The sequence below is a fragment of the Roseobacter sp. GAI101 genome (assembly GCF_000156335.1).
GTDB lineage: Bacteria > Pseudomonadota > Alphaproteobacteria > Rhodobacterales > Rhodobacteraceae > Sulfitobacter.
Window position 1 is genome coordinate 1,862,830 of sequence record NZ_DS999213.1, and the last position, 23,660, is coordinate 1,886,489.

The window sequence follows — 23,660 nt, forward strand, 5'->3', positions numbered from 1 at the left end:
CAGAGCAATCGCCGTAAAGGCGACGCAGGCATCTGGCAACGGCGGTTTTGGGAGCGTTCCATCATCTGCTCCGTCGTTTCCATTTTGCTGGACGCATTGAGCCAATGGTCTAAGACAATTCGGCAAATGGAGACCCGCGAATAACCATTCGAGCAGAGGGCCTAGGCTTTGCCTAACTTCTGCATCGGGTTCATAAACACAGTTCTTATCCGCACTGGAAGGGACCGCATCCCAGTGCGCAGGACGCTCACCCCACCGCGCTTTATATCAACCCGAGATGGACCGCGTTAGCCATCCATCTTCAGCGCGGAAATGAACGCTTCCTGAGGGATATCCACCTTACCGAACTGGCGCATCTTCTTCTTACCAGCCTTCTGCTTGTCCAGCAGCTTGCGCTTGCGCGAGGCGTCGCCGCCGTAACATTTTGCAGTCACGTCCTTGCGCATCGCAGACAATGTTTCGCGAGCGATGACCTTGCCGCCGATGGCCGCCTGGATCGGGATTTTGAACATGTGGCGCGGGATCAGGTCTTTGAGCTTTTCGACCATTGCACGGCCTCGCGTTTCGGCGCGGTCGCGGTGGACCATCGTTGACAGGGCATCAACCGGCTCGTCGTTCACAAGGATCGACATTTTCACCAGATTGTCCTGACGGTAGCCGATCATCTGATAGTCAAAGGACGCATAGCCCTTGGTCACCGATTTCAGGCGGTCGTAGAAGTCGAACACCACTTCGTTCAGCGGCAGGTCATAGACCACCATCGCGCGGCTGCCCGCATAGGTCAGGTCCAACTGGATGCCACGGCGGTCCTGGCACAGCTTCAGCACGTCGCCCAGATAGTCATCGGGCACAAGGATCGTCGCCTTGATGCGCGGCTCTTCGATGTGGTCCACAAAGGTCAGGTCGACCATATCCGCAGGGTTGTGCAACTGCGTGACGGTGCCGTCTTTCATGTGGATGTCGTAAATAACCGACGGGGCCGTGGTGATCAGGTCAATGTCATATTCGCGCTCGATCCGGTCGCGGATCACCTCGAGGTGCAGCAGGCCAAGGAACCCGCAGCGGAAACCGAAACCAAGCGCGGCCGAGGTTTCCATCTCGAAGCTGAAGGACGCATCATTCAGCGCCAGTTTTTCGATACTGTCGCGCAGGTCTTCGAATTCGGCGGCGTCCACGGGGAACAGGCCGCAGAAGACCACAGGCTGTGCAGGCTTGAAGCCCGGCAATGCCTTGTCGCAGCCTTTTTTCTCGTGGGTGATGGTATCGCCGACGCGGGTGTCGCGGACCTGTTTGATCGACGCGGTCAGGAACCCGATATCGCCCGGCCCCAGCACGTCAATTTCGGTCATTGCGGGACGGAACACGCCGATGCGGTCAACGTGATGCACGGACCCGTTCTGCATCATGCGGATGCGGTCGCCCTTTTTCAGCTGACCATCCATGATGCGCACCAGAACGATCACGCCCAGATAGCTGTCGTACCACGAATCAACCAGCATCGCTTTGAGCGGTGCGTCCAGCGTGCCTTTGGGCGGCGGCAGACGGTGCACCACAGCCTCGAGGGTTTCGATGATGCCGACGCCGGTCTTGGCAGATACGCGGATCGCTTCGGAGGCGTCGATGCCGATCACGTCCTCAATCTGTTCCGCGACGCGGTCGCAATCGGTGGCGGGCAGGTCAATCTTGTTCAGGACGGGCACGATCTCGTGATCCGCATCCAGCGCGTGATAGACGTTGGCCAATGTTTGCGCTTCGACGCCCTGGGTGCTGTCGACAACCAGCAGCGACCCTTCGACGGCGCGCATGGAACGTGACACCTCATAGGCGAAATCGACGTGGCCGGGCGTGTCGATCAGGTTGAGAACGTAATTCTCGCCATTGAGCGCGGTATAGTCGATCCGCACGGTTTGTGCCTTGATCGTGATGCCGCGTTCGCGTTCGATGTCCATGCTGTCGAGCATCTGCTCTTTCATATCGCGCAAGGCGACTGTGTTCGTCTCTTGAATAAGACGATCAGCGAGCGTGGATTTACCATGGTCGATATGGGCGACGATGGAGAAATTGCGGATGTGTGAAAGTGCTGTCATGGATAGGGATATGGTGCGGATTCGGGCGCTGGTCAATGGGGCGGATGGCCTGCCGGCGTTGATGTTTGCGCCATGTTTAACGGCGGCCCTGCCCTGACGTCGTAATTCCCTTTGTCCCCGGTCGATCAATACAAGGGCTGGATGCGGGAAACACTTATGCAAAAACTGCATATCACCCTGAAATCCCAAGAAAATAAGGACCAATATCCTGCTCACTTTTGTTTGAGCAGGGCCTAGATGCAACACATCATCTTAGTTCGGCTACCTTATGGTTTCGTCGGCACGATCGGCGTTCTAGGTCCAGGGTCTCTAATGGCCTGCGACACTGTGGGCCGGGTGAAAAAAGGAATTTAGAGATGAAGATCAAACAACAGCTGGGAACTGTAACCGTCGCCGCGCTTGGCCTTGCGGTCGTACCTGCGCTGGCACAAGCCCAATCAGCCGGGCCGGTTTGGGACTTTTACGGTCAGTTGAACTTGGGCGTGGTCAGCGTTGACGATGGCGTCGACAGCAATTCCGCATTCACGGACAATGACAACTCCAACAGCCGCATCGGTCTGACGATGACGCAGGCGCTGCAAAACGGCTCCGAACTCAAGCTGACGCTCGAAACCGGCTTGGGCCTGACAGGGTCTTCCAGTCTGAACGGTCAGGACAACGATTTTGACGGCGAATACCGCCGGACCGAGTTGCGCAAGCTTGACCTGTCATACCGGACGCCGACCATGGGCACGTTCTCTTTCGGTCAGGGCAGCACGTCGACGGACGGTTCCGCCGAAGCCGATTTCTCGGGGACAGGCGTTGCCGCATATGTCGGCATCAGCGACATCGCGGGCGGTCAGTCCTTGCGGTTTGCCGATGGCACGCTGTCGGCTGTCAGCATCGGCAACACGAACAGCTCTTTCGACGGAAGCCGCCGCTTGCGCGTTCGCTATGACACGCCAGTCTTCAGCGGTTTCTCTGCATCGGTATCGGCGGGTCAGGAGGTCCTGAAATCGGGGGATGACAACGACTATTACGATATCGGGACGCGCTATGCGAACGACTACGGCGATTACAAGGTCGACGCACGTCTGGGCTATTCCTTCCGCGACAGCACGAATGATCTGGTCATGGGATCCACTGCCGTTCTGCACGAACCAACCGGCCTTAGCCTGGCTGTTTCGGCAGGTCGTCGCGTTGGCGGAGAAGGTGATTACGCCTACATCAAAGCGGGTTTGACGCGCGATTATCTCGCCATCGGCTCGACTTGGTTCTCGATTGATTACTACGACGGCAATGATTTCGTCGTGGCCGGGTCCAGCACGTCGTCTGTCGGCGTCGCGGTTGTTCAGCGCCTTGATCAGTACAACACTGAACTGTTCGCAACGCACCGCACCTATGAATTCGACAGCGCCTCTGCGTCCTATCAGGACATGGACGTGACATTTGTCGGTGCCCGCTGGAAGTTCTGAAAAACGCCTTTGCCCGATCATTTCGGGCAAAGGCATTTCATTATCGTGAATTGCCCCATCTTGCATTTTACGGCATAGTCGCGCCCAAGCAGCAGGGGCAGCAAACGGGATCAACCCGACGCGCCGAAGATGAGGCATCAAATGTTACGACTTTTAACCATGATCTGTGCGCTATCCGCGTTGGCCGCATGTGGCGGTTCGCGCGGATATAACCCCAGCGGAAACTATGGCGGCGGGGTGATCCTCTTCGCGACCGGCCCGATCAATTCGGCCTGCCTGCAAACCGGCCGCAAGCAGGCCAGCCGGGCACGGTGTGGCTGCATTCAGGCGGTCGCGGATCGGGAATTGTCGTCGGCCCAGCAGCGGCGCGGCGTTTCCGTGTTCAAGGACCCGCACAAGCTGCAGCAGGCACGCCAGTCAGATCGCTCAAGCGACAACGCGTTCTGGAGCGCGTGGAAAGCCTATGGCCAGACCGCCGAGGCCCTGTGCAGCGCGACCTGAGCCACATAGTCAAAGACCGCTAGAGATCACGCATCCAGAACTGGAGCGGCTTGGCCGTCTGGGATTCCAGGCCGACGTCTTTCCACTCAAACTCTGCCACGACGCCCGTCAGAGGCGCATAGCCGCGCGCGCGCCAGAACGGATCAAGCGGACGGGCGTCCAACGGTCTGGCCGGGTGATCCGCGGGCCGCTGCACCGCGCAAAAGCAGCATTTGGTGAACCCATGGCGGCGCGCGTGCGCCTCGCGCAGATCAAAGAACCGATGGCCGATGCCCCTGCCCCGATAGGCGGGCAGCAGCACGCTTTCGGCGCAGTAGAAGATCCGGTCAAGGTTCAGGCCCGTCGCCGCAAAGGCCCGTGAAAAATCATCGGCGTGGTCTGCCAGCGGCGTGCCGGTACTGGCCCCCACCAGCGCGTCCCCGTCAAAGGCCCCGACCACGATGGCGCGGGGGCTGGCACGATAGCTTTGCAGGTAGGTTTCCTCGTAGGCGAGGTCCCCGTCATAGAGATAGGGCCAGTCGCGAAACACGTTGACACGCAAACGGGCGACGTCAGGCAAGGCGGAGGCAAGGGCGTCGCCGGTCAGGGCTGCAACCCTCATGAGACCTGCGCGATCCAGTCGGTAAGGTTGTAGCGGGTGGTCACACGGGTGATCTTGCCGCCCTGGACGTCAAAAAACGATCCTGCGGAGATTTCATAGGTCTGACCGCGGGCTTCCGGCAGCCCCTCATCCGTCGCTTTATAGGTACCATTGACCACATATTCGGCCGCAGCTCTCGCGCCGTCTTCGGACGCGAAGATCACCATATCCGTCAATTGTTCGGCGTAGCAGCGGTTCATGTGGCTGCAAAAATCGGCGAATTTGTCGCGTCCGATGCGAATATCACCTTCGTTGACGTGGTGGGCCACATCATCCGACAGGCAGGCCAGCATGCCGTCCACATCGCCCGCATTGAATGCGTCAAAATAGGTCTTGATGATCTGCATCATGGGATTTCCTTACGTCAGACTGCAAGTGGGCGGACCGAAACGCGCGATCAAACGGTCCTTGATCTGGTCACGCGCCGCGCGATATTGCGCCATCTTGGCTTCGCGGGTTTCACCCAAACCCGTGGGATCAAGGATTGGCCAATATTCGACGGTTAGATGGTAAAACCGCGTCAGTTCAAGCGCACGGCGCTGGCTGGCGGGGCTTAGCGCGATGATCAGATCAAAGGAACTGAGGTCGTCGCCCCAATTCTCCATCTCGTCGAAGCTGCGCGAACGGTGGCGCGACAGTTCAACATCAAGTTCCTGACAGACGGCAATCGAAAAGCCGTCAATTTCAAGATCGTTCATCACACCGACGGATTGCACGTAGGTGCCGGTGCCAAAATATTTCTTCATCAACCCTTCGGCCATCGGCGACCGCACAGCATTGTGGTCGCAGCAAAACAGCACCGATTGGGGCAATGCGTCCTTCATCTAGCCGCCGTAATGCAGGACGCAGATCAGGGTGAACAGGCGGCGTGCAGTGTCGGTATCGATCTCTGCCTTGCCCTCAAGCCGCTCTTGCAGCACGCGTGACCCTTCGTTGTGGATGCCACGACGGGCCATATCGATGGTTTCTATCTGGGCGGGGGCAGATTTCTTGACCGCCTCGAAATACGATTCGCAGATCTGAAAATAGTCTTTGACGACCTGCCGGAACGGCCCCAGTGACAGGTGGAATTCCGCAGCTTTTTCATCATTTTCCGTGTTCACATCAAAGACCAGCCGCTTGTCCCGGATCGACAGGCCAAGGTGGTACGGGCCTTGGGGCGCAGGGCGATCCGCGCGCACTGGCAGGGCGAAAACGTTATCCTCCAGCAGATCGAACATCGCGACTTTGCGTTCCTGTTCTATCTCGGGGGTGGGCGGGGGCAGGTTCGCATCGTCAAGGACGATATGCGTGATGCGCGACATGGGCTTCTCAATTCTATCAGATCTTTGGCAGACCTTAGCCCGCCCACCGGTTTTGATCAATCTGCGTCGCTGCGTCTAGTCGTTCAGCTTGCGCAAACGCGCCGTGACGGACAGGCCATGCGCCTCGAGGCTTTCTGAGCGCGCGAGCCGTTCCGCCGATGGCCCGATCGCGCGCAAGGCGTCAGGGGTCATGCGGGCAAGGGTCGTGCGCTTCATGAAATCCAGCACGGACAGCCCCGAAGAAAACCGCGCCGAGCGCGCCGTTGGCAGCACATGGTTCGGCCCGCCGACATAATCGCCGATGGCTTCGGGGGTCCACTGGCCAAGGAAAATCGCACCGGCATGGGTGATCTGCGCGCTCAGCGCATCAACATCCGCGACGCAAAGCTCCAGATGCTCCGGTGCGATGCGGTTGCTAAGGGCGGCCGCCGTGGCGATGTCAGGCACGGTGATGATCGCCCCGTTGTCGCGCCAGCTGGCACCGGCAATAGCACGCCGTTCAAGGGTTTCGAGACGTTTATCGACGGCTGCAGCGACCGCTTGCCCGAAAGCCGCGTCGGTGGTGATCAGAATGGATTGCGCACTTTCGTCATGTTCGGCCTGGGACAGCAGATCAAGGGCGATCCAGTCAGGGTCGTTGTCCTGATCGGCAATCACCAGAATTTCCGAAGGGCCCGCGATCATGTCGATGCCGACCTTGCCAAACACGCGCCGCTTGGCGGCGGCCACGAAGGCATTTCCCGGACCGGTAATCTTGTCCACCGGCGGGATCGTTTCAGTGCCATAGGCCAATGCGGCAACCGCCTGCGCCCCGCCGATGCGGTAGATTTCGTCAACGCCCGCGATGCGCGCCGCCAGCAGGACCAACGGGTTGAGGATACCGTCGGGGGTCGGCACGACCATGGCAAGCCGCGCAACGCCTGCGACCTTGGCCGGGATCGCGTTCATCAGAACAGAACTGGGATAGCTCGCCAAGCCGCCGGGCACATAAAGCCCCGCCGCCGAGACTGCCGTCCAGCGCCAACCGAGTATCGCACCAGCCTCGTCCGTCCATTCGGCGTCTTCGGGCAGTTGACGCGCGTGATAGGCGCGGATGCGGTTTGCCGCCAGTTCAAGCGCCGCACGGTCATCGGCCGAGACCTGAGCAACGGCAGCGTCGACTTCGGCCGCAGTAATTCGAAGCGTCTGTGGCGTCAGCGTGATGCGGTCGAACTTTTCGGTCAGCGCAATGACAGCGGCATCGCCCGTCGCGCGGACCTGTGCGATTATATCCGCAACAACGTCGTCCACATCGGGGCTGTCCTCACGTTTGGCTGACAACAGGGCGGTGAATGCCTGTTCGAAATCGGACTGCGCATGGTCAAGAAACTGAGGCATGGAATCTCCTGTTCCGCCGGGGGCCGAACATTGGCCGGGCATGGTTTGGCATTGGGGTGCAAGCGCTTCGCGCGAGGATATTTAAGAGCCAGAGAAGGGGATCAGGCCGGATGTTCCGGCAGCTTGCGCGAGGGGGCCATGTAGGGGCGTGTCACGTCTTTGAGGGTCACTTCGAGCGCTTCGACGCTGAGCCGGATCGCGCCGTCGCCTGCAAGGGTCAGGATCACGTCGCCAGAGGGGGCATCAGTTTGCGTGAACTCGATTTGCAGCAGCGACAGGATTGTATCGGTGTCGCCTTTGGCGACGCCCTGGCTTGATACCCGCTGGACGTTGTTGAACATCAGGACCGATTGCACACGTTCGGCCGCGTGGCGGGTTTTGCCTGCGTCTTCCCAACGGACACGGTTCAGCAGCAGTGCAAAGCGCGCGCCCTTCTGGTGCCAGCGCATTTCAGAGGCAGGGAACACGGCATCCTGCGCCAAGGAAGAGATCACCTTGAGGTCGTCACTGTCCAGGGCACCCAGGTTCAGGGGGGCCTCGCGACCGTCTTCGAAACGTGCGTCCTGGGTCATTGTTCTTTTATCCGTTCAATGTTTGCGCCCACACCGCGCAGCTTGGCCACGACATGTTCATAACCGCGGTCCAGGTGGTAGACGCGGTTGACCCTGGTTTCGCCTTCTGCCGCCATCGCCGCAAGGATCAGCGACACCGAAGCGCGCAGGTCGGTGGCCATGACCGGTGCCCCTTTCAGCTTTTTCACGCCGGTTACCGTGGCCGTGCCGCCGTGAACCTCAATGTCGGCCCCCATGCGGATCAGTTCAGGCGCGTGCATAAAGCGGTTCTCGAAGATTTTCTCTTCGAGAACCGAGGTCCCGTCCGCGGTACACAGCAGCGCCATCATCTGCGCCTGCAAATCGGTCGGAAAGCCGGGAAACGGTTCCGTGGTCACGTCGACGGCACTGATCACACCATTGCGCCGCGCCACCTTGAGGCCGTTTTCGGTTTCGGTCACGTCAATGCCCGCCGCATCCAGCTTTTCGCAGAACGCTTGCAGCAGGTTGATCCGGCCGCCCAGCAATTCAACTTCGCCGCCGCAGATGGCCGGGGCCAGCATGTAGGTGCCCAGTTCGATCCGGTCGGTGACAACGCGGTGTGTCGCGCCCCCCAGACGGTCAACGCCCTGAATTTCGATCCGGCTGGTCCCGTCCCCGTCGATCTGTGCCCCCATGGCGCGCAGGCAATCGGCAAGGTCAACGATTTCAGGTTCGCGGGCGGCGTTGTTGATGACCGTTGTCCCCTTGGCCAGCGTCGCGGCCATCATGATGTTTTCCGTCGCCCCGACCGAAGCAAACGGGAAGTCGATGACAGCCCCCTTGAGCGATCCGCCCTGGGCTTTGGCATGCAGGTAGCCATCGCGCAGATCGATTTCGGCCCCCATCAGGGCCAGACTGTCTGTGTGAATATCCATTGGGCGCGCGCCGATCGCGCAGCCGCCGGGCAAGGACACCTGCGCATGACCTTCGCGGGCCAGCAGCGGCCCCAGCACCAGATTGGAGGCGCGCATCTTGCGGACGATGTCGTATTCGGCGCGGGTGTTGATGGCACCGTGACACGAAAGCGCCAGGACCTTGCCCTCTTGCATCGTTGATACTTCGGCACCGAGCGAGCGCAAAAGCTCTGTCATGGTGCGAATGTCTGACAGGCGCGGTGCGTTCGTCAGCGTCAGGGGTTCTTCTGACAGCAAGGTTGCCGGCATCAGGGTCAGGCAGGCATTCTTGGCACCCGCGATCGGAATTTGCCCTGACAGCGCGCCGCCGCCCTTGACCACAATCGAATCCATCCTTCAGCCTTCCTTGTCTAGGTCGTCACGACCATTGTCTGCCTGCGCTTCATCAGACTGCGTGTGATCAGCCTGCAACTTATCGGTCCGTGCACGCGCCTGAGCTTTGCGCCGACCCATGTTGGCCTTGAGCGCAGCCTTCAGCCTGTCTTCCCGATTTTGCTTCGGAGTGCGTGGCTTTTGCGGGGCGGTATCGTGTGACATTCGCATTGTCTAGCGTAGCGGGCGGATATGGTCCAGATTACGCTTGCACCAATTTGCGAATGGGGCTACTCAGCCGCCGATAGTGCTGGAGTAGCTCAGTGGTAGAGCGCGTCATTGGTAATGACGAGGTCGGGAGTTCAATCCTCCCCTTCAGCACCATTAATCATTTGACCCCCTGAAAACATGCCCAAAGCCTTGAAGGGCAACGCTTTTTGAGGTGTTCTATGTGCTCCATTTCGATGGTACGCAAATCCCTCTGTAAATGCCAATCTGAGCAGCGTTCTGCGCAGAGCAATGTCTCCGCTTTCCCATATTTTCCAGGGGCTTGAGAGAAATTTCAGTGAGAGTTCTATCATCTCCTCAAGCATGCCAGCCTTTGGCTCACTTTTTGAGAGGTTTTCACGCATGCGAGCCTTGTCTTTTTCAAGCTGATCGAGCTTGCTTTCATACGCGACGATCACAGGGTCGCTTGTCGCGTTCATGATACGGCCAAGCAGCGTTTCAATTTGCTTCTCGATATTGACAATCTGGCGTTGCGTTGAACGCTTCGCGTCCTTCGCCTGTGCCAAACGTGCATCCCAAGCTTGTCTGAACATGGCCTTCGTCAGAGCAAAGAGCTTTGGGCTAGGTTCAAGTGTTCTGACGACCTCACCGAACGCATCTTCGAGTTTGTCGCGCGGAATTGATTTACCGTAGCTGTCACAACCCTTCGTATGACATGCATAATATGGGTAGCTCTTATATTTGCCTTTGGACCAAGAAGACCGCAGAGACGCGTTGCAATCGCCGCAGGTGGCAAATCCTCTTAAAGCAAAGTCCACACCGGTATTTTTTCGTTCTGGTGCATATCCAGTTATTTTCAGGCGCTCTTGCACCTTATCGAATGTCGCCATTGAGATAAGAGGAGCATGTTGACCTTTGAGCCAACTCAGCCCGTAGACTTTACTGCACACATAGCCAGCGTAGAGAGGTTGTCTTAAAAGGTCTGAGACACGCTTATCACGAACCTCCCCTTGAAGGTTGTGCGGGTAGTCAGGCTTGGTTTCTAAAAAACGCTTCACTTCCGTCTGCGTTTGAAAGCGTCCAGCGGCGAAACCTTCCAGCGCTTCGCGCACAACGCTTGCATGTGGTTCATCAGGAACAAGTAATTTGCCATGCCCCTTCACCGTCATGTAGCGATAACCGACAGGTGCGTTATGCACCCAGTAACCCGACTGCATACGAGCCTTCATTTTTTGTGCAACTTGCCGTCCATTTTGTTTACGTTCTAACGCACCTTGGGCCGCCATGATCGTCTCGATGAATTCACCTTCCGGTGTCTCATCAAATTTGAAGTTCAGGCATTCGATGGATGCGCGCCTCGCACGGAAGGCCTCGCGCAAATCCAGATGAAACCGTGTGTCACGCGCAAAACGTTTAAGGTCATCAAAGATCACGACAAAGCGCGTATCAGGTTGCGCATCAAGGAATGACAACAAAGCCACCATCCCCGGACGCTTCATGAAATCCCCGCCACCGGAGATGGTATCAGGAAACACGGCTGCTACGTTGAAGCCTTTAGATTGAGCAAACTCGCGGCAACGAGTCTCTTGGCTTTGAAGGCCATGCCCGTCCTCTTCTTGCGCCCGTGACGACACACGGCAGTAAATAACGGCCTGTTGTTGATTTACTGATCCTGCCATGGGTCCTCCTGTTCTGATTGTTCGCTCTTAAATAATGATAGCAGATCAGGCGGCGTATCACTCAGAGGATCATCGTCTTTTCCACAAGCCTGTTGGACAGGGTGAACGCCAAAGCCGAGATCAACAAAGCTGACGACGATGGACCATAGCGCTTCGATCAACTCAAGTTTGTCTTCCTCGGAGATGTCGTCATCTTCAAAGAACGGCAGATAGGCGTCCCAATCAATGGTCAGTGACGGCGGTGCCGTCTCGGGGTTAAAGTTTGGGGGTGTATCACGCATTGTGTTGTCCTTTCTGCCGCTGTGGCTTTTGCCTTGTTGATCCCTCCTTTCTTCACGCATTATACGTGAGAACATAAAGTGAACATTATAGGATAAAAGTCCTATATCTCAAAGCATTATCTGCAAAAATGATAGTCGTACTCTGACAGAATAAGGGGTATCCAAGGGCACAACATCAGGTAGAGCGCGGGTTGAAACGGGTATTGGACATGGATAAAAATTCTGGGGATATCGACTGGCGGGCACTTCCAAAGGAAGAACGCGTCACATTTACACTCAGACTTTATCGCGCCGTTAGTGGCGTTGCTGATGCTCAAAGGATCACAATCAGACAGGTGATCGACCAAGCCTTCAAAGGCTTGCCCGAAGTGGGAACCGATTATGAGTCAAATTTTAGAAGGGGTAACACCTCGGTAGAGAAAGCTCAGCTGGTGCATCAATGGTTGGAAGTAAACCACTTTGATCTGGCAAAGATTTTTGCACCAGAGTTATTTCAGATGAACCCTGCACGCGCCTGGGATCGTTTCCTTGAGAAACGCCGCGTTGATACTGGATTGCGCATTGTGCGCATGCAAAATGAATTTGGGATTGCACAGCGCGCCGCGAATGTCAGTGACGTTTGCGATGTCCTGCAGTTTGGCCAGGAGTATTGTCTGGAGCTGACCTCGGATCGCTCAGGTCACGCCATCGCGTTTCAGGGGTATCGAGGAAAATGGTATCCGCTGGCGCTAGGCAATGATGAAGGACGCTGGCGCATTCCCATCGTGGATGATGTTCAGCTCTTACCGCGTGACCACAAAGGAAAACCAATTCCCCTTGTCGAGCTTGATGATGCTGGCGACCACAGCTTTGTCGTTATTACCGCACCTGACAGAGATTTGCCGTTGGATCAACCAAGTCTTGCAGCACGGTTTGAAGATGAATTTCTGAGGGTGTTTCAAATCAACGTTCGATTTGTGACTTGAGGTTTTGGGCGCAAAGCACCTACCAGCCAAGTATTTTCAGCAGTCGGTCATTGAGCGGTTTCAATGCCGCCCATTGCTTGGCGCACTCGGTTTTGAATTCTGCGATATCACTCTGACCTCCAAGTACAGCTGTTTGGATATCAGCAAAGAACGCCTCAGTGCCGCCAAGCTCATCTAGAATATTAGGCAGCTCGACTGCCTCAGCGATAATTTCGCAGGCAGCAAACACCGGACCAACAACGACCTTACTGTATTGCTGGACCTCGGTCTTATCGGGAAGATATTCTTCCGGCATATGCTCCAGCCCCTCTTGAGCTGCCCGCTTATAAGCTGGAATGTATGGAAGCTCGACAAGATAGGCGAGCAACATGAACAGCCGTGTTGATGCCTTGGGGTGACTGATTTCTCGATTACCCTGTTCGCGGTCAATTCGCTCAATCACGAAAATCACAAGCGCGATGCAAATTGCATAATATCTGAACAGCTCATGGTTCTCGTTGAAGTACGCGCCAAGGACAATTTCTGTGGCGTCGTGGTCGGCCTGCAACTCAAGACAGAGTGGAGCAAGCTTTCGATCACTAGCATTGAGCTGATCAAGTGGCGAAGCGGGTCTCTGCTTTTGGGTCGCCAACGCAAATTGCGTCAGCCCGCCGCCCTCTACAATTCCAGCTCCGGCGCTCAATTTGAAATGGCCGACTGCGACGTGGTTGAGCTCGTGCTGCATCAGCCATCGCAAAGCGATATCGACCACATGGTCATGATCACCCAGCAACGCGATCTGGCTGTCGTTAGGTAAGGCGTTTGAGAGGTCCAGCGCCGCCGCCCAAACCTCTTCTATGAGTGTAACGACCGCCAGCGTTGCCTCGATGCTGATGCCCGCCCCATCGGGGCGCACAATCGCTAAAAATGCATCGTCGGGATTGATCAGCAGACCAACCTCATAAGGGAATGTTTCTCCGACCCGATCATCGTAACGCTCCAGCGCAGCAGCAAGCGCATGCCGTAATCGAGCCTCTCGATCTATCATTGGCCTATGACCCTTGTTCTGGCATCAGTGAAACGAATCTGACCATGCAGTTTGATGGCTAGAATGTACGATCTCAGGGTTCAGGCTATCGCGCCAAGATGTGTGCGGTAGTACCGCACATCTTGAAAAGGGGGCTGCTGCGCTCCCCCGTTTTATCCCCCAAAGCCAATGGTCATGATTTGGCATTGAGCCTTTCATGACCATGTAAACGTATCGCCGTTTCATCACTCGCAGGGCTTGGAGAGTTCCCTCTCCACCTGCACCGGACCATGGATCAAAGGGTGTATCGCCACCCCTTGAAACCCGCTCGCGGGAGACTTCGCTCTCCCTACCCCCATCGACTTGGAGGGCGTTCCTGCCCCCAATACCCCAGACCAACCCTACGCGGTTTGGATGCCGTCAGCGTATCGACGCTGAACCTGAACAAAAGGCTATCGTGCCCCTTGTAACCGCACTGGTGGCAGCCAGAGACTACTCGGCTCAACCTTAACCGCACTTGTCGGCATGACTAACCGTTGTATGGGTGCATAGGATCGGCGAGGTTTCCCGCCTATCATTGACAGTCTATGCTGTGGACAAACGCAGTTTTCGATGTGTTCTCCATCGCTTTCCCTGCTATCCTGATCCAAAATAAAATGGAATATTGATTTGAGCAGCGAAATTGCAAGCCAGGGTAGCCTGTTTACCTCCGACTTTTTGACCGAATCCATTCAGAACGTTTCGGAGTGGACTACGCTTGGTGATGCTGATCTTGAACAGTTTGGCGAGAGCGTTCGTGGCCATTTTGACGGCTTCCCAATTGCTCAAACACCGAATGAAAGCCAGACAGAAGACGATCTAATCTGGCCAATTCTTGAAGCCCTTGGCTGGACGGAGTCGCTGCGTCAGCAAAACCTGTCACCAAAGGGGCGCGAAGACGTGCCCGATGGTCTGTTGTTTGAAAGCGTTGATTCGAAGGCCAAAGCGAATGGCTTCCCAGAAGAATGGAAGCGCTATGAGTTCGGCCGCGCCGTGGTCGAGTCCAAAAGATGGGCGCGCCCCCTCGATAGGCGATCTGGCCGACGCGGGGAAGAAACTGCGCCCTCAACCCAGATGCTTCGCTACTTGCGCCGCATCGACGACATCACAGGCGGCACGCTCCGTTGGGGCATTCTGACCAATGGCTCTAAATGGCGGCTCTACTTTTCGGGCGCGAGATCTGTCTCCGAGCAGTTCTTCGAGCTCGACATCGCCGCGATCCTCAATTTGCCAGGCCACAATGACGGGCTTTTCGCACTCAATGAGGACGATCGCCGTCACTGGCTGAAGGTCTTCTTGCTGATCTTCCGGCGTGAAGCCTTCGTGCCTGCGGGCGCTGATCCGCGCACCTTCCACGAGAAAGCCCTCGAAGAAGGCAAATTTTACGAAGAGCGCGTTGCTGAAGACCTCTCCAACAAGGTTTTCGGGGAGGTGTTCCCCGACCTGGTGCGCGCGATCGTCAAGGCCGCGCCCGAGGCCGATTTACAGGCTGTGCGCGAAGCAGCCCTTATCCTACTCTACCGTCTCTTGTTCATCCTTTACGCCGAAGACCGTGATCTCTTGCCGGTCAAAGACACGCGCTATGACGACTACGGACTGCGCAACAAAGTGCGCATCGATGTCAAAGACCGCAAAGACAAGAACGATGTTTTCTCGGAAACCGCCGCGCGCTATTGGGGCGCGCTGGCCGATCTGTTCATCGCGATCGACCAGGGGGACGCCTCGATCGGCTTGCCGCCCTATAATGGCGGTCTTTTCGACCAGGAGCGCCATGCGATCCTGGCCAATATCCGCCTCCCTGATGCCGTCATGGCGCGCGTGATCGACGCTCTGTCCTTCGAGGTGACGCCAGACGGGCGGAAATATATCAACTACCGAAACCTTTCGGTGCAGCAGCTTGGCTCGATCTACGAGCGGCTTCTCGAATACGAGGTGAAGCGCGACGGTGATGATATCACCGTTCAGCCCAACATTTTCGCGCGTAAAGGATCGGGCAGCTACTACACGCCCGACGACCTGGTGCAGCTCATTTTAACCGAAACCCTTGAGCCGCTTATCGAAGAGCGCAAGCGTGCCTTCAGGGACAAGATCACGGAACTGGAAGACAGCACTCGCGCTGATGATCGCAAGATTGGGCAACTCCGTTTACATGACCCCGCGACAGCGCTTCTTGATCTAAAAATCTGCGACCCGGCCATGGGCTCTGGCCACTTCCTTGTGAGTCTTGTCGATTTCATGGCCGACCAGGTGATCACCGCCATGGCCGAGGCCGAGCTCGACGCGCCCGAGGAATGGGGAGACTACATCTCGCCACTTGGCGAACGGATCGACACAATCCGCAACACCATCCTTGCCAATGCCGATGAACGGGACTGGACGATCGACGAGGAACAGCTCGACGATCGGCACATCATCCGCCGCATGGTGCTCAAGCGCTGCATCTATGGCGTGGACAAGAACCCGATGGCCGTGGAGCTCGCCAAGGTGGCGCTGTGGCTGCACACCTTCACCGTGGGCGCGCCGCTTTCCTTCCTCGATCACCATCTTCGCTGTGGTGACAGCCTTTTTGGTTCTTGGGTCAAGAAGGGCATCGACAAGGCCGCGACCTATGGCACGCCGCTCTTGCTGCATGAGCCGATGAAGCGCGCCTTGCGGGCGGCATCCAAGATGCAGATCGTCGAAGGGCTAACTGACGCTGAGATCGCCGAAGCGCACCGATCGGCAGACGTGTTTGCCGAGGTTGAAGACATGACAGCACCGCTTGATGCGCTGCTAAAGCTGATCCATGCGATCGACTGGCTCGACATCAAAGGCAAGGAGAAGAAGACTGCGATGCAAGCCTTCTTCGATGGCGAACTTGGTGATCCGCTCGATATCGTCTTGGGCAAACGAAAGCTCACAAGACCCAAGGCAAAGGCCGCAGAAGAAACCCTCAAAGGGCGCATGAGCGCCGCTGAAAAATTTGATCTGTTTTCTGATATCTTTGCGCAAGCGCAGATGCTCATCGCAGAGGAAAACTTCCTCAACTGGCAAGTGACTTTCCCAGGCATTTGGTCGGATTGGGAAGTAGATGATTTGACCGGCGGATTTCATGCCGTGATCGGCAACCCACCATGGGATAAAATGCGGTTTGAAGAGATACCGTGGTTTGAACAGCGTGTCCCCGAGATTGCTAAACTTGGAAGCGGTGCAGAACGAAAAGAAGCGATCAATGAGTTGATCGAAAGCGCACCTGAGCTGCACCGACAATTTGAACAGGCACGCGAACGTAGCACTTTGGCGACCACTGTTGCTAGAAAGACTGGAGATTACCCACTGCTATCCGGCGGTGACACAAACATCTACTCTCTATTCGTAGAACAGGCTCGCCGTTTGCTTAATGCTAATGGTCGTTCTGGCTTACTTGTACCATCGGGCATCGCCTCTGACGGTACATCGGCCAAATTCTTCGAGCAGGTTTCAACTGGCGGTCAGTTGCGCACACTGATCGACTTTGAAAATAGGCGCACCCGCTATGGGTTAAGGCCATTTTTTGAAGATGTAGATAGCCGATATAAATTCTGTGTTTTTGTTCTTAGTAAGGTGGCCTTGGAAGAAGCGGCTAAATGCGCGTTCTTTCTTCAAGCCGTCAGTGAACTTGAACACCAGGATGTTATTTTTGAGTATCGCGCGGAAGACTTTAATCGTGTGAACCCCAATACGAAGACTGCGCCAATATTCCGCTCAAGAAGAGACGCTGAAATTTGCGCGCGAATTTATGAAGCTGCGCCAGTCTATAGCCATCACGACTCAGGGGAAAAACAGTATCCGATCAAGCTTGGTGTACCGATGCACGTCACGCATGATTCCAAGCACTTCCAGTCTAGGGCGAAGTTGGAAGCTATTGGTTTTTATCACATAGGAAATCATATTCTTGAGAAGGGAAGCCTTCAGGCGCGCCCGCTCTACGAAGGTAAAATGATGATGGACTACGATCACCGCTCGTCGGATGTCGTGGTGAATCTTGCGAACTCAAAAAGACCTGCGCAGCCTAAAGAAATTCCTTCGGACCAGAAGACTGATCTTGATCGCATGAGCGTACCCCGATTTTGGGTTCAAGATGATGCTCCGAAGCGCCCAATTTCTCTTTCGTGGTTGCTAGCATATAAAAATGTATGTTCTCCCACGAACCGCAGAGGAATGATAAGTTGTGTTGTGCCAACAAATCGTTGCGGGCACTCACTTCAAATTCTTGTTCCGGATCAAGATGAAAATGGCCTTGAATCATATAAGTCTTGTGTTTCCAACCTTCTGGCGAACATCTCATCTATAGTCTTCGACTTTGTTGCTAGAGCAAAAATTCAAGGTAACAATTTAAGCTGGTACATCTTTGAACAGCTTCCTGTGATACCACCGGATCGGCTTGCAAGTGAGCGCTTTGGAGAAAAAAGTGCTGCTGAAATCGTGCGAGAAGCCGTTCTTGAACTCACCTATACGGCCCATGACATGGAACCGTTTGCGCGGGACATGGGCTATGTGGATGAAGCTGGAAATGTGAAGCCGCCGTTCACCTGGGATGAAGAACGACGCCTTGTTCTGCGCGCCAAGCTCGATGCCGTCTTCTTCCACCTCTACGGCATCACCGACCGCGACGACATCCGCTACATCTATTCGACGTTCCCGATCGTCGAGCGTGAAGAGAAAGCCGCCTATGGTGGCAAGTATCGGTCGCGCGATCTTTGCCTCGCCTACATGAACGCCCTCGCCGCCGGAAACCCCGACGCGGAGATCAAGCTATGAGAAAGCAATATAATTGGAAAATAGTAATACGTACAAATGCTCTGCAAAGCCGAGAATGTACGCGTGTAGCTGGAGCGAATAAATCTAACGGGTTTGTTTCAGCGCGGGAAGATTGAGGTCAGTATGCATCTAAAGAAGATCACAGTAAGAAATTTTCGACGTTTAAAAGACGTGTCCATTGATTTCGAAGAAAGTGAAACCGTTTTTGTGGGCCCAAACAACAGCGGTAAGACATCCGCAACTGCGGCGATCAGGAGCTTTCTAAGTAGCCGGGATTTCAAAATTCACGATTTCTCACTTTGCTCCCTGACGGCGATCAATGCATACGATCCCGCTGCTCAGACCGCCCACCCATGTATCCAGCTTGATCTTTGGTTTCATATTGACCCTGATGCCATCGAGTTTGGAACAGTTTTTGCGCTGGCAACTGATCTTTCGGGCGACTTTACGGAAATTGGTATTCGATGTTCCTTGGAGGTCGAGGATGCAGTCGAGCTCTGGACCAAGTATGATCAAGCATTCCCCGTCCAAGGCGACGGGCAACGCAAGAAGACACTGGTGGATTTCCTGGCTCTTGACGGAAATCTTAAGGCGCACTTCAAGCCCCGATACTACTCCCTTGAGAAAAGTGCTGCGGGGGTTGTCCAGACGCCCCTTGAGCCAAGCGAGGGGAAAAAGACGCTTCGATCATTGCTTCGTGTCGATTTCGTCGATGCACAGCGGAACATCGACGACGAAAATGCCACCCGCAGTAACAGGCTCTCGGAGGCATTTGCTGCCTACTACCAGCGGAATCTGGAGCAAGCCGAGGCCGCCGAAGAAGCAGTCGCGGTGATCGAAGAGAACAACCAGAATCTGACGGCGCACTATGATCAGCATTTTCAGCCCCTGATGGGCATCATCGCTGACTTGGGACTGCCCTCTCACAACGATCGAGCGATGAAGATCGTTTCGACGCTTAGCTCCGAAGTTGCTCTGCGGGGCAGCGCCGAGCTCTTCTATGTAGACGCCACATCCAGCCATGAGTTGCCCGAGGCCTATAACGGTCTTGGCTTCAAGAACCTCGTCTTCATGGCCATTCAAATCGACAACTTCTACAAGCAGTGGCTGGCAACCGACGAAAATCGCCCGCTCTGCCAGATGATCTTTGTCGAAGAGCCCGAGGTTCATCTGCATGCGCAAGTGCAGCAAACCTTCATCAAGCAAATGTGGAAGGTACTTACACAAGGTGCAGGCGAGGCGGAGCCGCGTCCGCAGCTCACTGTCACAACCCACTCGTCCCATGTGTTGGATGCGGTGGACTTCTCAAAAATCCGCTACTTCCGCCGCGTCGATTTGGATGATGAAGGCACTGGGAACACCTACCCAGGGTCGATCGTCAAAAGTCTGAAGGAATTTCAACCCGACGCAATCAATGTTGGTGATCTTGAGGTCAGTGTGGAGGAAGCGCTGGCATTTCTGAAAAAGTATCTTCGGCTGATACATTGTGACCTGTTCTTCGCCGACGCTGCGATTTTGGTCGAGGGGGCTGTTGAAAAACTACTGTTGCCAAAGATGATCGATCTGGCGGCAGGAGGATTGAACGCGAAGTACATCACCATTCTTGAAGTTGGCGGCGCATACAGTATGCGATTCGCAAAGCTGTTGGAATTTCTTGGAATTCCTTATTTGGTCATCACCGATATCGACTCCGTCGATCCAGCCAACAACCGAAAAGGATGTAAGGCAACGGATGCAGGAGCTGTTACATCGAACGCGTCCATAAAATACTTCTTCGATGGCAGCGATCTTGTCTCCGATCTAACGGCCAAGCCTGATGCTGATCATATCCAAGCCGACAATATGCGCTTCGTCTCTTTCCAGAAAGCGGTTGCGATCGAGTACGGAGGAGCTTCTCACAATTTCCACGGCAGGACGCTTGAAGAAGCTTTTGTATATGAAAATCATGGACTTTTCTCCAGTGGCGCGTTGTCGATCGGAAAGGACATCCCTGCTGACGCCGCAGAGTTTCATCAGCTGGTATGGGAACGGATAAAGAGCTCTACATTTAAGAAGACTGAGTTTGCCATGGATGTTTTGGCGCGTGATCCGGACGTTGAAGGCACTGCACCTTGGGCGGTTCCGGACTACATAGCAGTCGGCTTGCGCTGGCTCGAAGCTCGTGTAGGCGATCAGCCGGTTGCAGGAGAGTTGAATGCCTGACCTCCAGCCAACCGAAGCAGATATCCAAATTGCCAAGTGCATCGGTGAGGAGACATCGTTCGCGGTCATAGCTGGTGCAGGCTCTGGCAAGACCACGTCATTGATTGAAGCCCTCAAGAAAATTCGCGAAACACAAGGACGTCAGCTGCGAGAGCGTGGCCAGAGTGTGGTTTGTATCACCTATACCAATCGGGCTGTGGATGTGATTTCCTCACGTTTGGAATTTGATGAGCTCTATACGGTTACGACCCTGCATGGGTTCCTCTGGGGTGAGGTATCTAGGTTTCAAGCTCCTCTAAGAGAGGCATTGGCCGAACATGTTATTCCTGCCCATATCGAGAAGGCTCAACTAGACGACAATGGGGGAAATTCGAAAAAGGCGATTTCTGCACGGAAGAAAATTGAACGTTTGCACGCTGAGCTAGCGGAGCTTGTCGAGAATAATCCGCCAGTAAAGTACGAAGAGACGACGGTAAGCGATTACTCGAAATGCGTACTCAACCATGATGACATCATAGATGTCGCCTCGCACTTAATCGCAACGAAGCCGATCCTTCAAAAAGGTCTTGGCTTTAAATACCCTTATATCTTCGTAGACGAAGCGCAAGACACTTTTCCGCAGGTGATGGCTGCGCTGAACTCTATTTGCGCTAGGGAAGGTCTCCCAATGATAGGGTATTTCGGTGATCCCATGCAGCAAATCTATGACAAGCGTGCGGGAGACTTTGCCGGACCAGAAGGCTCAGTGACAATCGCAAAGCAAGAAAATTTCCGCTGTTCGGTCTCGGTTATCAATCTTCTCAATAAGTTCAGAGATGATGTCGAGCAATTCCCGGCAGGTAAGAACGCGGATGTCGAGGGTAGTGTTGAAATCACTATTGCTCAGGCCCCCAATCCTGAGGGGCCCAGAAAAACATACACGCCAGAGCAGCTTGATCATGTGTCCGGCATGTTTCACCAGGCGCTGGAAAATTGGGAATGGCAAGACATCCCGTCTGTGAAGAAGCTGTTCTTGGCACGGCAAATGATTGCAAGGCGGCTGAACTTCTCGACGCTACATAGGCTTTTTACTGGTGTATACTCGTCGTCTCGATCGCAATCCGACTACGAAGACGGAACGCATTATCTTCTAAAGCCTTTTGTCGAAGGAGTTTATCCTCTCGTGTCGGCTTCGACCAAGGGTGACCCAAAACGCGTTCTTGAGGTCTTGCGCCAAACAAGTCCCGCGTTCTTTCCAGATGGCGTCAACAAGCGAAAATCTCTGAAGCAAATGCTCGATCGCGCCGACGAGGCTTCCGAGAAGTTGGCTGAGTTGTGGGTCGGGGCGACAACCAAGGAAATTTTCAAATACTGTGAGGACAGCGGCTTATTGCCGATTTCGGATCGCCTTTCTTCGCAGCTGGGACGTGATGCGCGCGAAGGTTTCGATGCCGAGAATGAGGACCATCAGCGCGACAAGGGAGACTGGCTGGCTGATGAATTCTTCAAAATGGATTGCAGAGAAATTGGCCCGTATGCCGAATTCCTCGATGAAAATTCCCCCTTCAGTACCCAGCATGGCTCTAAGGGCGAAGAGTATCCGAATGTATTAGTGATGATCGACGACATCGAAGCGTCGTGGAATACCTACAGCTTTGGGAAGACACTTACTCCTGGCACCGCTGGCGAGCCGACTGAGCGTCAAGCTGAGCTAACCCGAAAATTGACCTACGTTTGTTTTTCTCGCGCTGAAGTGAACCTGCGTATCCTTTTCTTCTCTCTGAACCCGGAGGCCGCGGGGCGGGAACTCATCGAAAAGGGTTTATTCATTGAGGATCAAGTAACTTATATTTAGTTTGAACGCCGCTTCCAGAAAGAAAACGCTTTCGCACCCTTCGGGCCGGGCTGTCATGAACCTAGCCATCCTTCGTCTGTCTCGGCCTTTCGGCCTCCATCCCTTGCGTAGTAAGTAAGCTGTCAGCCCCATTGGGCTGGCGGCTTTTTCTTTTTGGATTGGGGGTCTAGTGACCCCATCAGCTATCAAGACCAAGCCCTTCGTTGCCTGCGGGCGATGACGGCGGTCTCCCCATCCTTCCTTTTTTCGCGTTGCTCACGTCGTGCAGGACGGGTGATCCCCCTCCGCCGCCTTCGGTCTTTGACAGCCTCCCCCCACTCATTGGCGTGGGCCTAGTTCGGTTGCATGCGCAACCAACAAACCAAGAGGAAGAAAAGACAATGAAACAAGATATTTACCAGAAAGTGACAGACAAAATCATTGCTGATTTAGAAAAGGGTCAGCTCACTTGGCTGAAGCCTTGGAGCACTGGCAATCTGGACGGGCGGATCGTGAAACCGCTACGCCATAATGGCATGCCCTATAATGGGATCAACGTACTGATGTTATGGGCGGCAAGTGTTGAGGCGGGTTATGTCTCACCCCACTGGATGACCTTTAAGCAGGCGAAAGAGCTTGGCGCAAATGTGCGCAAGGGCGAGCGTGGGTCTTTGGTTGTCTATGCCAACAGCATCACCAAAGCCGAAGAGCAGGACGATGGCAGCGAAGAAGAGCGAAAAATCCCGTTCATGAAGGGCTATAGCGTCTTTAACGTCGATCAGATCGAAGGATTGCCCGAGCAGTTTTGTACCAAGCCGGAACCCATCATCGACGGCGTGGAGCGGATCGCGCATGCAGATGCATTCTTTGCGGCAACCAATGCCGATCTTCGCCATGGTGGCAACCGTGCCTTTTATAGCGGTGGGTCTGATCATGTGCAGATGCCAGCCTTTGAAAGCTTCCGCAGCCCTGAGGCCTATTATGCGACCCTTGCGCATGAGCTGACACATTGGACCAAGCACAAAACCCGTCTTGATCGCGAATTCGGTCGCAAAAAGTGGGGTGATGAAGGCTATGCTAAGGAAGAGCTGGTCGCAGAGCTTGGCGCGGCATTCCTTTGCGCTGATCTGGCCCTGACCCCTGAGGCAGGCGAGGATCATGCGGCCTATATCCAAAGCTGGTTGAAGGTTCTCAAAGATGACAAGCGCGCGATATTCAGCGCGGCGGCCCATGCACAGCGCGCGGCTGATTTTTTGCACGGCTTGCAATCAAGCGGAGACATCAAAGAGGAGGTTGCCGCGTGAGCGGTAACTTTCCAAACATGAATAGCAAATCTTGCGTCCGCCGCTGGCGGTCGCAATTGCGCTCTGCGCTCAAAATTTGATTGGGCGGACCCGTCGGTCCAACCCTCATACCCCGCAGGCGGATAGCAATGCGGCGTTGGAAGGCCTTCACGGAAGCGGTTGCACTCATCTGTCCAGAGCCA

General features: G+C 55.2%; 19 protein-coding genes and 1 tRNA gene. 8 read left to right on the forward strand and 12 right to left on the reverse strand.

Annotation, left to right across the window (positions count from 1 at the left end; all coding sequences use genetic code 11):
- Nucleotides 1–287: 287 nt before the first annotated feature.
- The gene (lepA, locus tag RGAI101_RS08710; protein ID WP_008226905.1) at nt 288–2,087 is read right to left on the reverse strand and encodes a translation elongation factor 4; all 1,800 of its coding nucleotides are present in this window, start codon (nt 2,085–2,087) and stop codon (nt 288–290) included.
- Nucleotides 2,088–2,443: 356 nt separating this feature from the next.
- On the opposite strand from lepA, the gene RGAI101_RS08715 reads away from it, so the two are divergent.
- Both RGAI101_RS08715 and RGAI101_RS08720 read left to right on the forward strand, forming a co-directional pair.
- A complete protein-coding gene (locus RGAI101_RS08715; protein WP_008226856.1) occupies nt 2,444–3,541 on the forward strand; it encodes a porin in 1,098 nt (365 codons plus the stop codon).
- 141 nt (nt 3,542–3,682) lie between these two features.
- A complete protein-coding gene (locus RGAI101_RS08720; protein ID WP_037227804.1) occupies nt 3,683–4,042 on the forward strand; it encodes a hypothetical protein in 360 nt (119 codons plus the stop codon).
- A 19-nt stretch (nt 4,043–4,061) separates the two neighbouring features.
- On the opposite strand, the gene RGAI101_RS08725 is transcribed toward RGAI101_RS08720, so the two are convergent.
- The 8 genes from RGAI101_RS08725 to RGAI101_RS22245 all read right to left on the reverse strand — a co-directional run bounded on the left by RGAI101_RS08725 (nt 4,062) and on the right by RGAI101_RS22245 (nt 9,407).
- Nucleotides 4,062–4,643 carry a GNAT family N-acetyltransferase gene (locus RGAI101_RS08725; protein WP_008227692.1) on the reverse strand — a complete coding sequence of 194 codons (582 nt, stop codon included), beginning with the start codon at nt 4,641–4,643 and terminating at the stop codon, nt 4,062–4,064.
- Entirely contained in the window at nt 4,640–5,032 is a 393-nt protein-coding gene (locus RGAI101_RS08730) for a ketosteroid isomerase-related protein (RefSeq protein WP_008229436.1), read from the reverse strand. The genes RGAI101_RS08725 and RGAI101_RS08730 overlap by 4 nt, the downstream gene beginning before the upstream one ends.
- Before the next feature lie 9 nt (nt 5,033–5,041).
- On the reverse strand, nt 5,042–5,506 hold the full coding sequence (locus RGAI101_RS08735; protein WP_037227805.1) for an arsenate-mycothiol transferase ArsC: 465 nt from the start codon (nt 5,504–5,506) through the stop codon (nt 5,042–5,044).
- Nucleotides 5,507–5,986 (reverse strand): UPF0262 family protein, encoded by a 480-nt coding sequence (locus RGAI101_RS08740; protein WP_008227280.1) that lies wholly within the window; start codon nt 5,984–5,986, stop codon nt 5,507–5,509.
- A 75-nt stretch (nt 5,987–6,061) separates the two neighbouring features.
- Nucleotides 6,062–7,363, reverse strand: coding sequence for a histidinol dehydrogenase (gene hisD / locus RGAI101_RS08745; protein ID WP_037227807.1), 1,302 nt, complete (start codon nt 7,361–7,363; stop codon nt 6,062–6,064).
- A gap of 101 nt (nt 7,364–7,464) precedes the next feature.
- Nucleotides 7,465–7,935 carry a DUF2948 family protein gene (locus RGAI101_RS08750; protein ID WP_008226256.1) on the reverse strand — a complete coding sequence of 157 codons (471 nt, stop codon included), beginning with the start codon at nt 7,933–7,935 and terminating at the stop codon, nt 7,465–7,467.
- On the reverse strand, nt 7,932–9,203 hold the full coding sequence (murA, locus tag RGAI101_RS08755) for a UDP-N-acetylglucosamine 1-carboxyvinyltransferase (protein WP_008226450.1): 1,272 nt from the start codon (nt 9,201–9,203) through the stop codon (nt 7,932–7,934). The genes RGAI101_RS08750 and murA overlap by 4 nt, the downstream gene beginning before the upstream one ends.
- 3 nt (nt 9,204–9,206) lie before the next feature.
- Nucleotides 9,207–9,407: a hypothetical protein gene (locus RGAI101_RS22245; protein ID WP_037229317.1), complete on the reverse strand. Its 201-nt coding sequence runs from the start codon at nt 9,405–9,407 to the stop codon at nt 9,207–9,209.
- Nucleotides 9,408–9,491: 84 nt separating this feature from the next.
- Here RGAI101_RS22245 and RGAI101_RS08765 point away from each other — a divergent pair.
- Nucleotides 9,492–9,566: transfer RNA gene (locus RGAI101_RS08765), tRNA-Thr, on the forward strand.
- Here RGAI101_RS08765 and RGAI101_RS21535 read toward each other — a convergent pair.
- Both RGAI101_RS21535 and RGAI101_RS08775 read right to left on the reverse strand, forming a co-directional pair.
- Nucleotides 9,545–11,089: a recombinase family protein gene (locus RGAI101_RS21535; protein ID WP_008228004.1), complete on the reverse strand. Its 1,545-nt coding sequence runs from the start codon at nt 11,087–11,089 to the stop codon at nt 9,545–9,547. The two genes, RGAI101_RS08765 and RGAI101_RS21535, sit on opposite strands and share 22 nt — an antisense overlap.
- A complete protein-coding gene (locus tag RGAI101_RS08775) occupies nt 11,074–11,370 on the reverse strand; it encodes a hypothetical protein (RefSeq protein ID WP_037227812.1) in 297 nt (98 codons plus the stop codon). Before RGAI101_RS08775 ends, RGAI101_RS21535 begins: the two co-directional genes overlap by 16 nt.
- Before the next feature lie 209 nt (nt 11,371–11,579).
- Between RGAI101_RS08775 and RGAI101_RS08780 the strand changes: the two genes are divergently transcribed.
- Nucleotides 11,580–12,335: a hypothetical protein gene (locus RGAI101_RS08780; RefSeq protein ID WP_008229329.1), complete on the forward strand. Its 756-nt coding sequence runs from the start codon at nt 11,580–11,582 to the stop codon at nt 12,333–12,335.
- Nucleotides 12,336–12,354: 19 nt separating this feature from the next.
- Here the strand turns inward: RGAI101_RS08780 and RGAI101_RS08785 are convergent, their stop codons facing one another.
- Entirely contained in the window at nt 12,355–13,362 is a 1,008-nt protein-coding gene (locus RGAI101_RS08785) for a hypothetical protein (protein ID WP_008225442.1), read from the reverse strand.
- Between the two features lie 648 nt (nt 13,363–14,010).
- Between RGAI101_RS08785 and RGAI101_RS08790 the strand changes: the two genes are divergently transcribed.
- The 4 genes from RGAI101_RS08790 (at nt 14,011) to RGAI101_RS08805 (ending at nt 23,478) form a co-directional block, all read left to right on the forward strand.
- Nucleotides 14,011–18,159: an Eco57I restriction-modification methylase domain-containing protein gene (locus RGAI101_RS08790; protein WP_008227318.1), complete on the forward strand. Its 4,149-nt coding sequence runs from the start codon at nt 14,011–14,013 to the stop codon at nt 18,157–18,159.
- Between the two features lie 123 nt (nt 18,160–18,282).
- Entirely contained in the window at nt 18,283–20,361 is a 2,079-nt protein-coding gene (locus RGAI101_RS08795) for an ATP-dependent nuclease (RefSeq protein WP_008227827.1), read from the forward strand.
- Nucleotides 20,354–22,195, forward strand: a complete 1,842-nt coding sequence (locus RGAI101_RS08800; protein WP_008229449.1) for a UvrD-helicase domain-containing protein — start codon at nt 20,354–20,356, stop codon at nt 22,193–22,195. Before RGAI101_RS08795 ends, RGAI101_RS08800 begins: the two co-directional genes overlap by 8 nt.
- A gap of 380 nt (nt 22,196–22,575) precedes the next feature.
- Nucleotides 22,576–23,478: an ArdC family protein gene (locus tag RGAI101_RS08805; protein ID WP_008225985.1), complete on the forward strand. Its 903-nt coding sequence runs from the start codon at nt 22,576–22,578 to the stop codon at nt 23,476–23,478.
- Nucleotides 23,479–23,660: the final 182 nt, after the last annotated feature.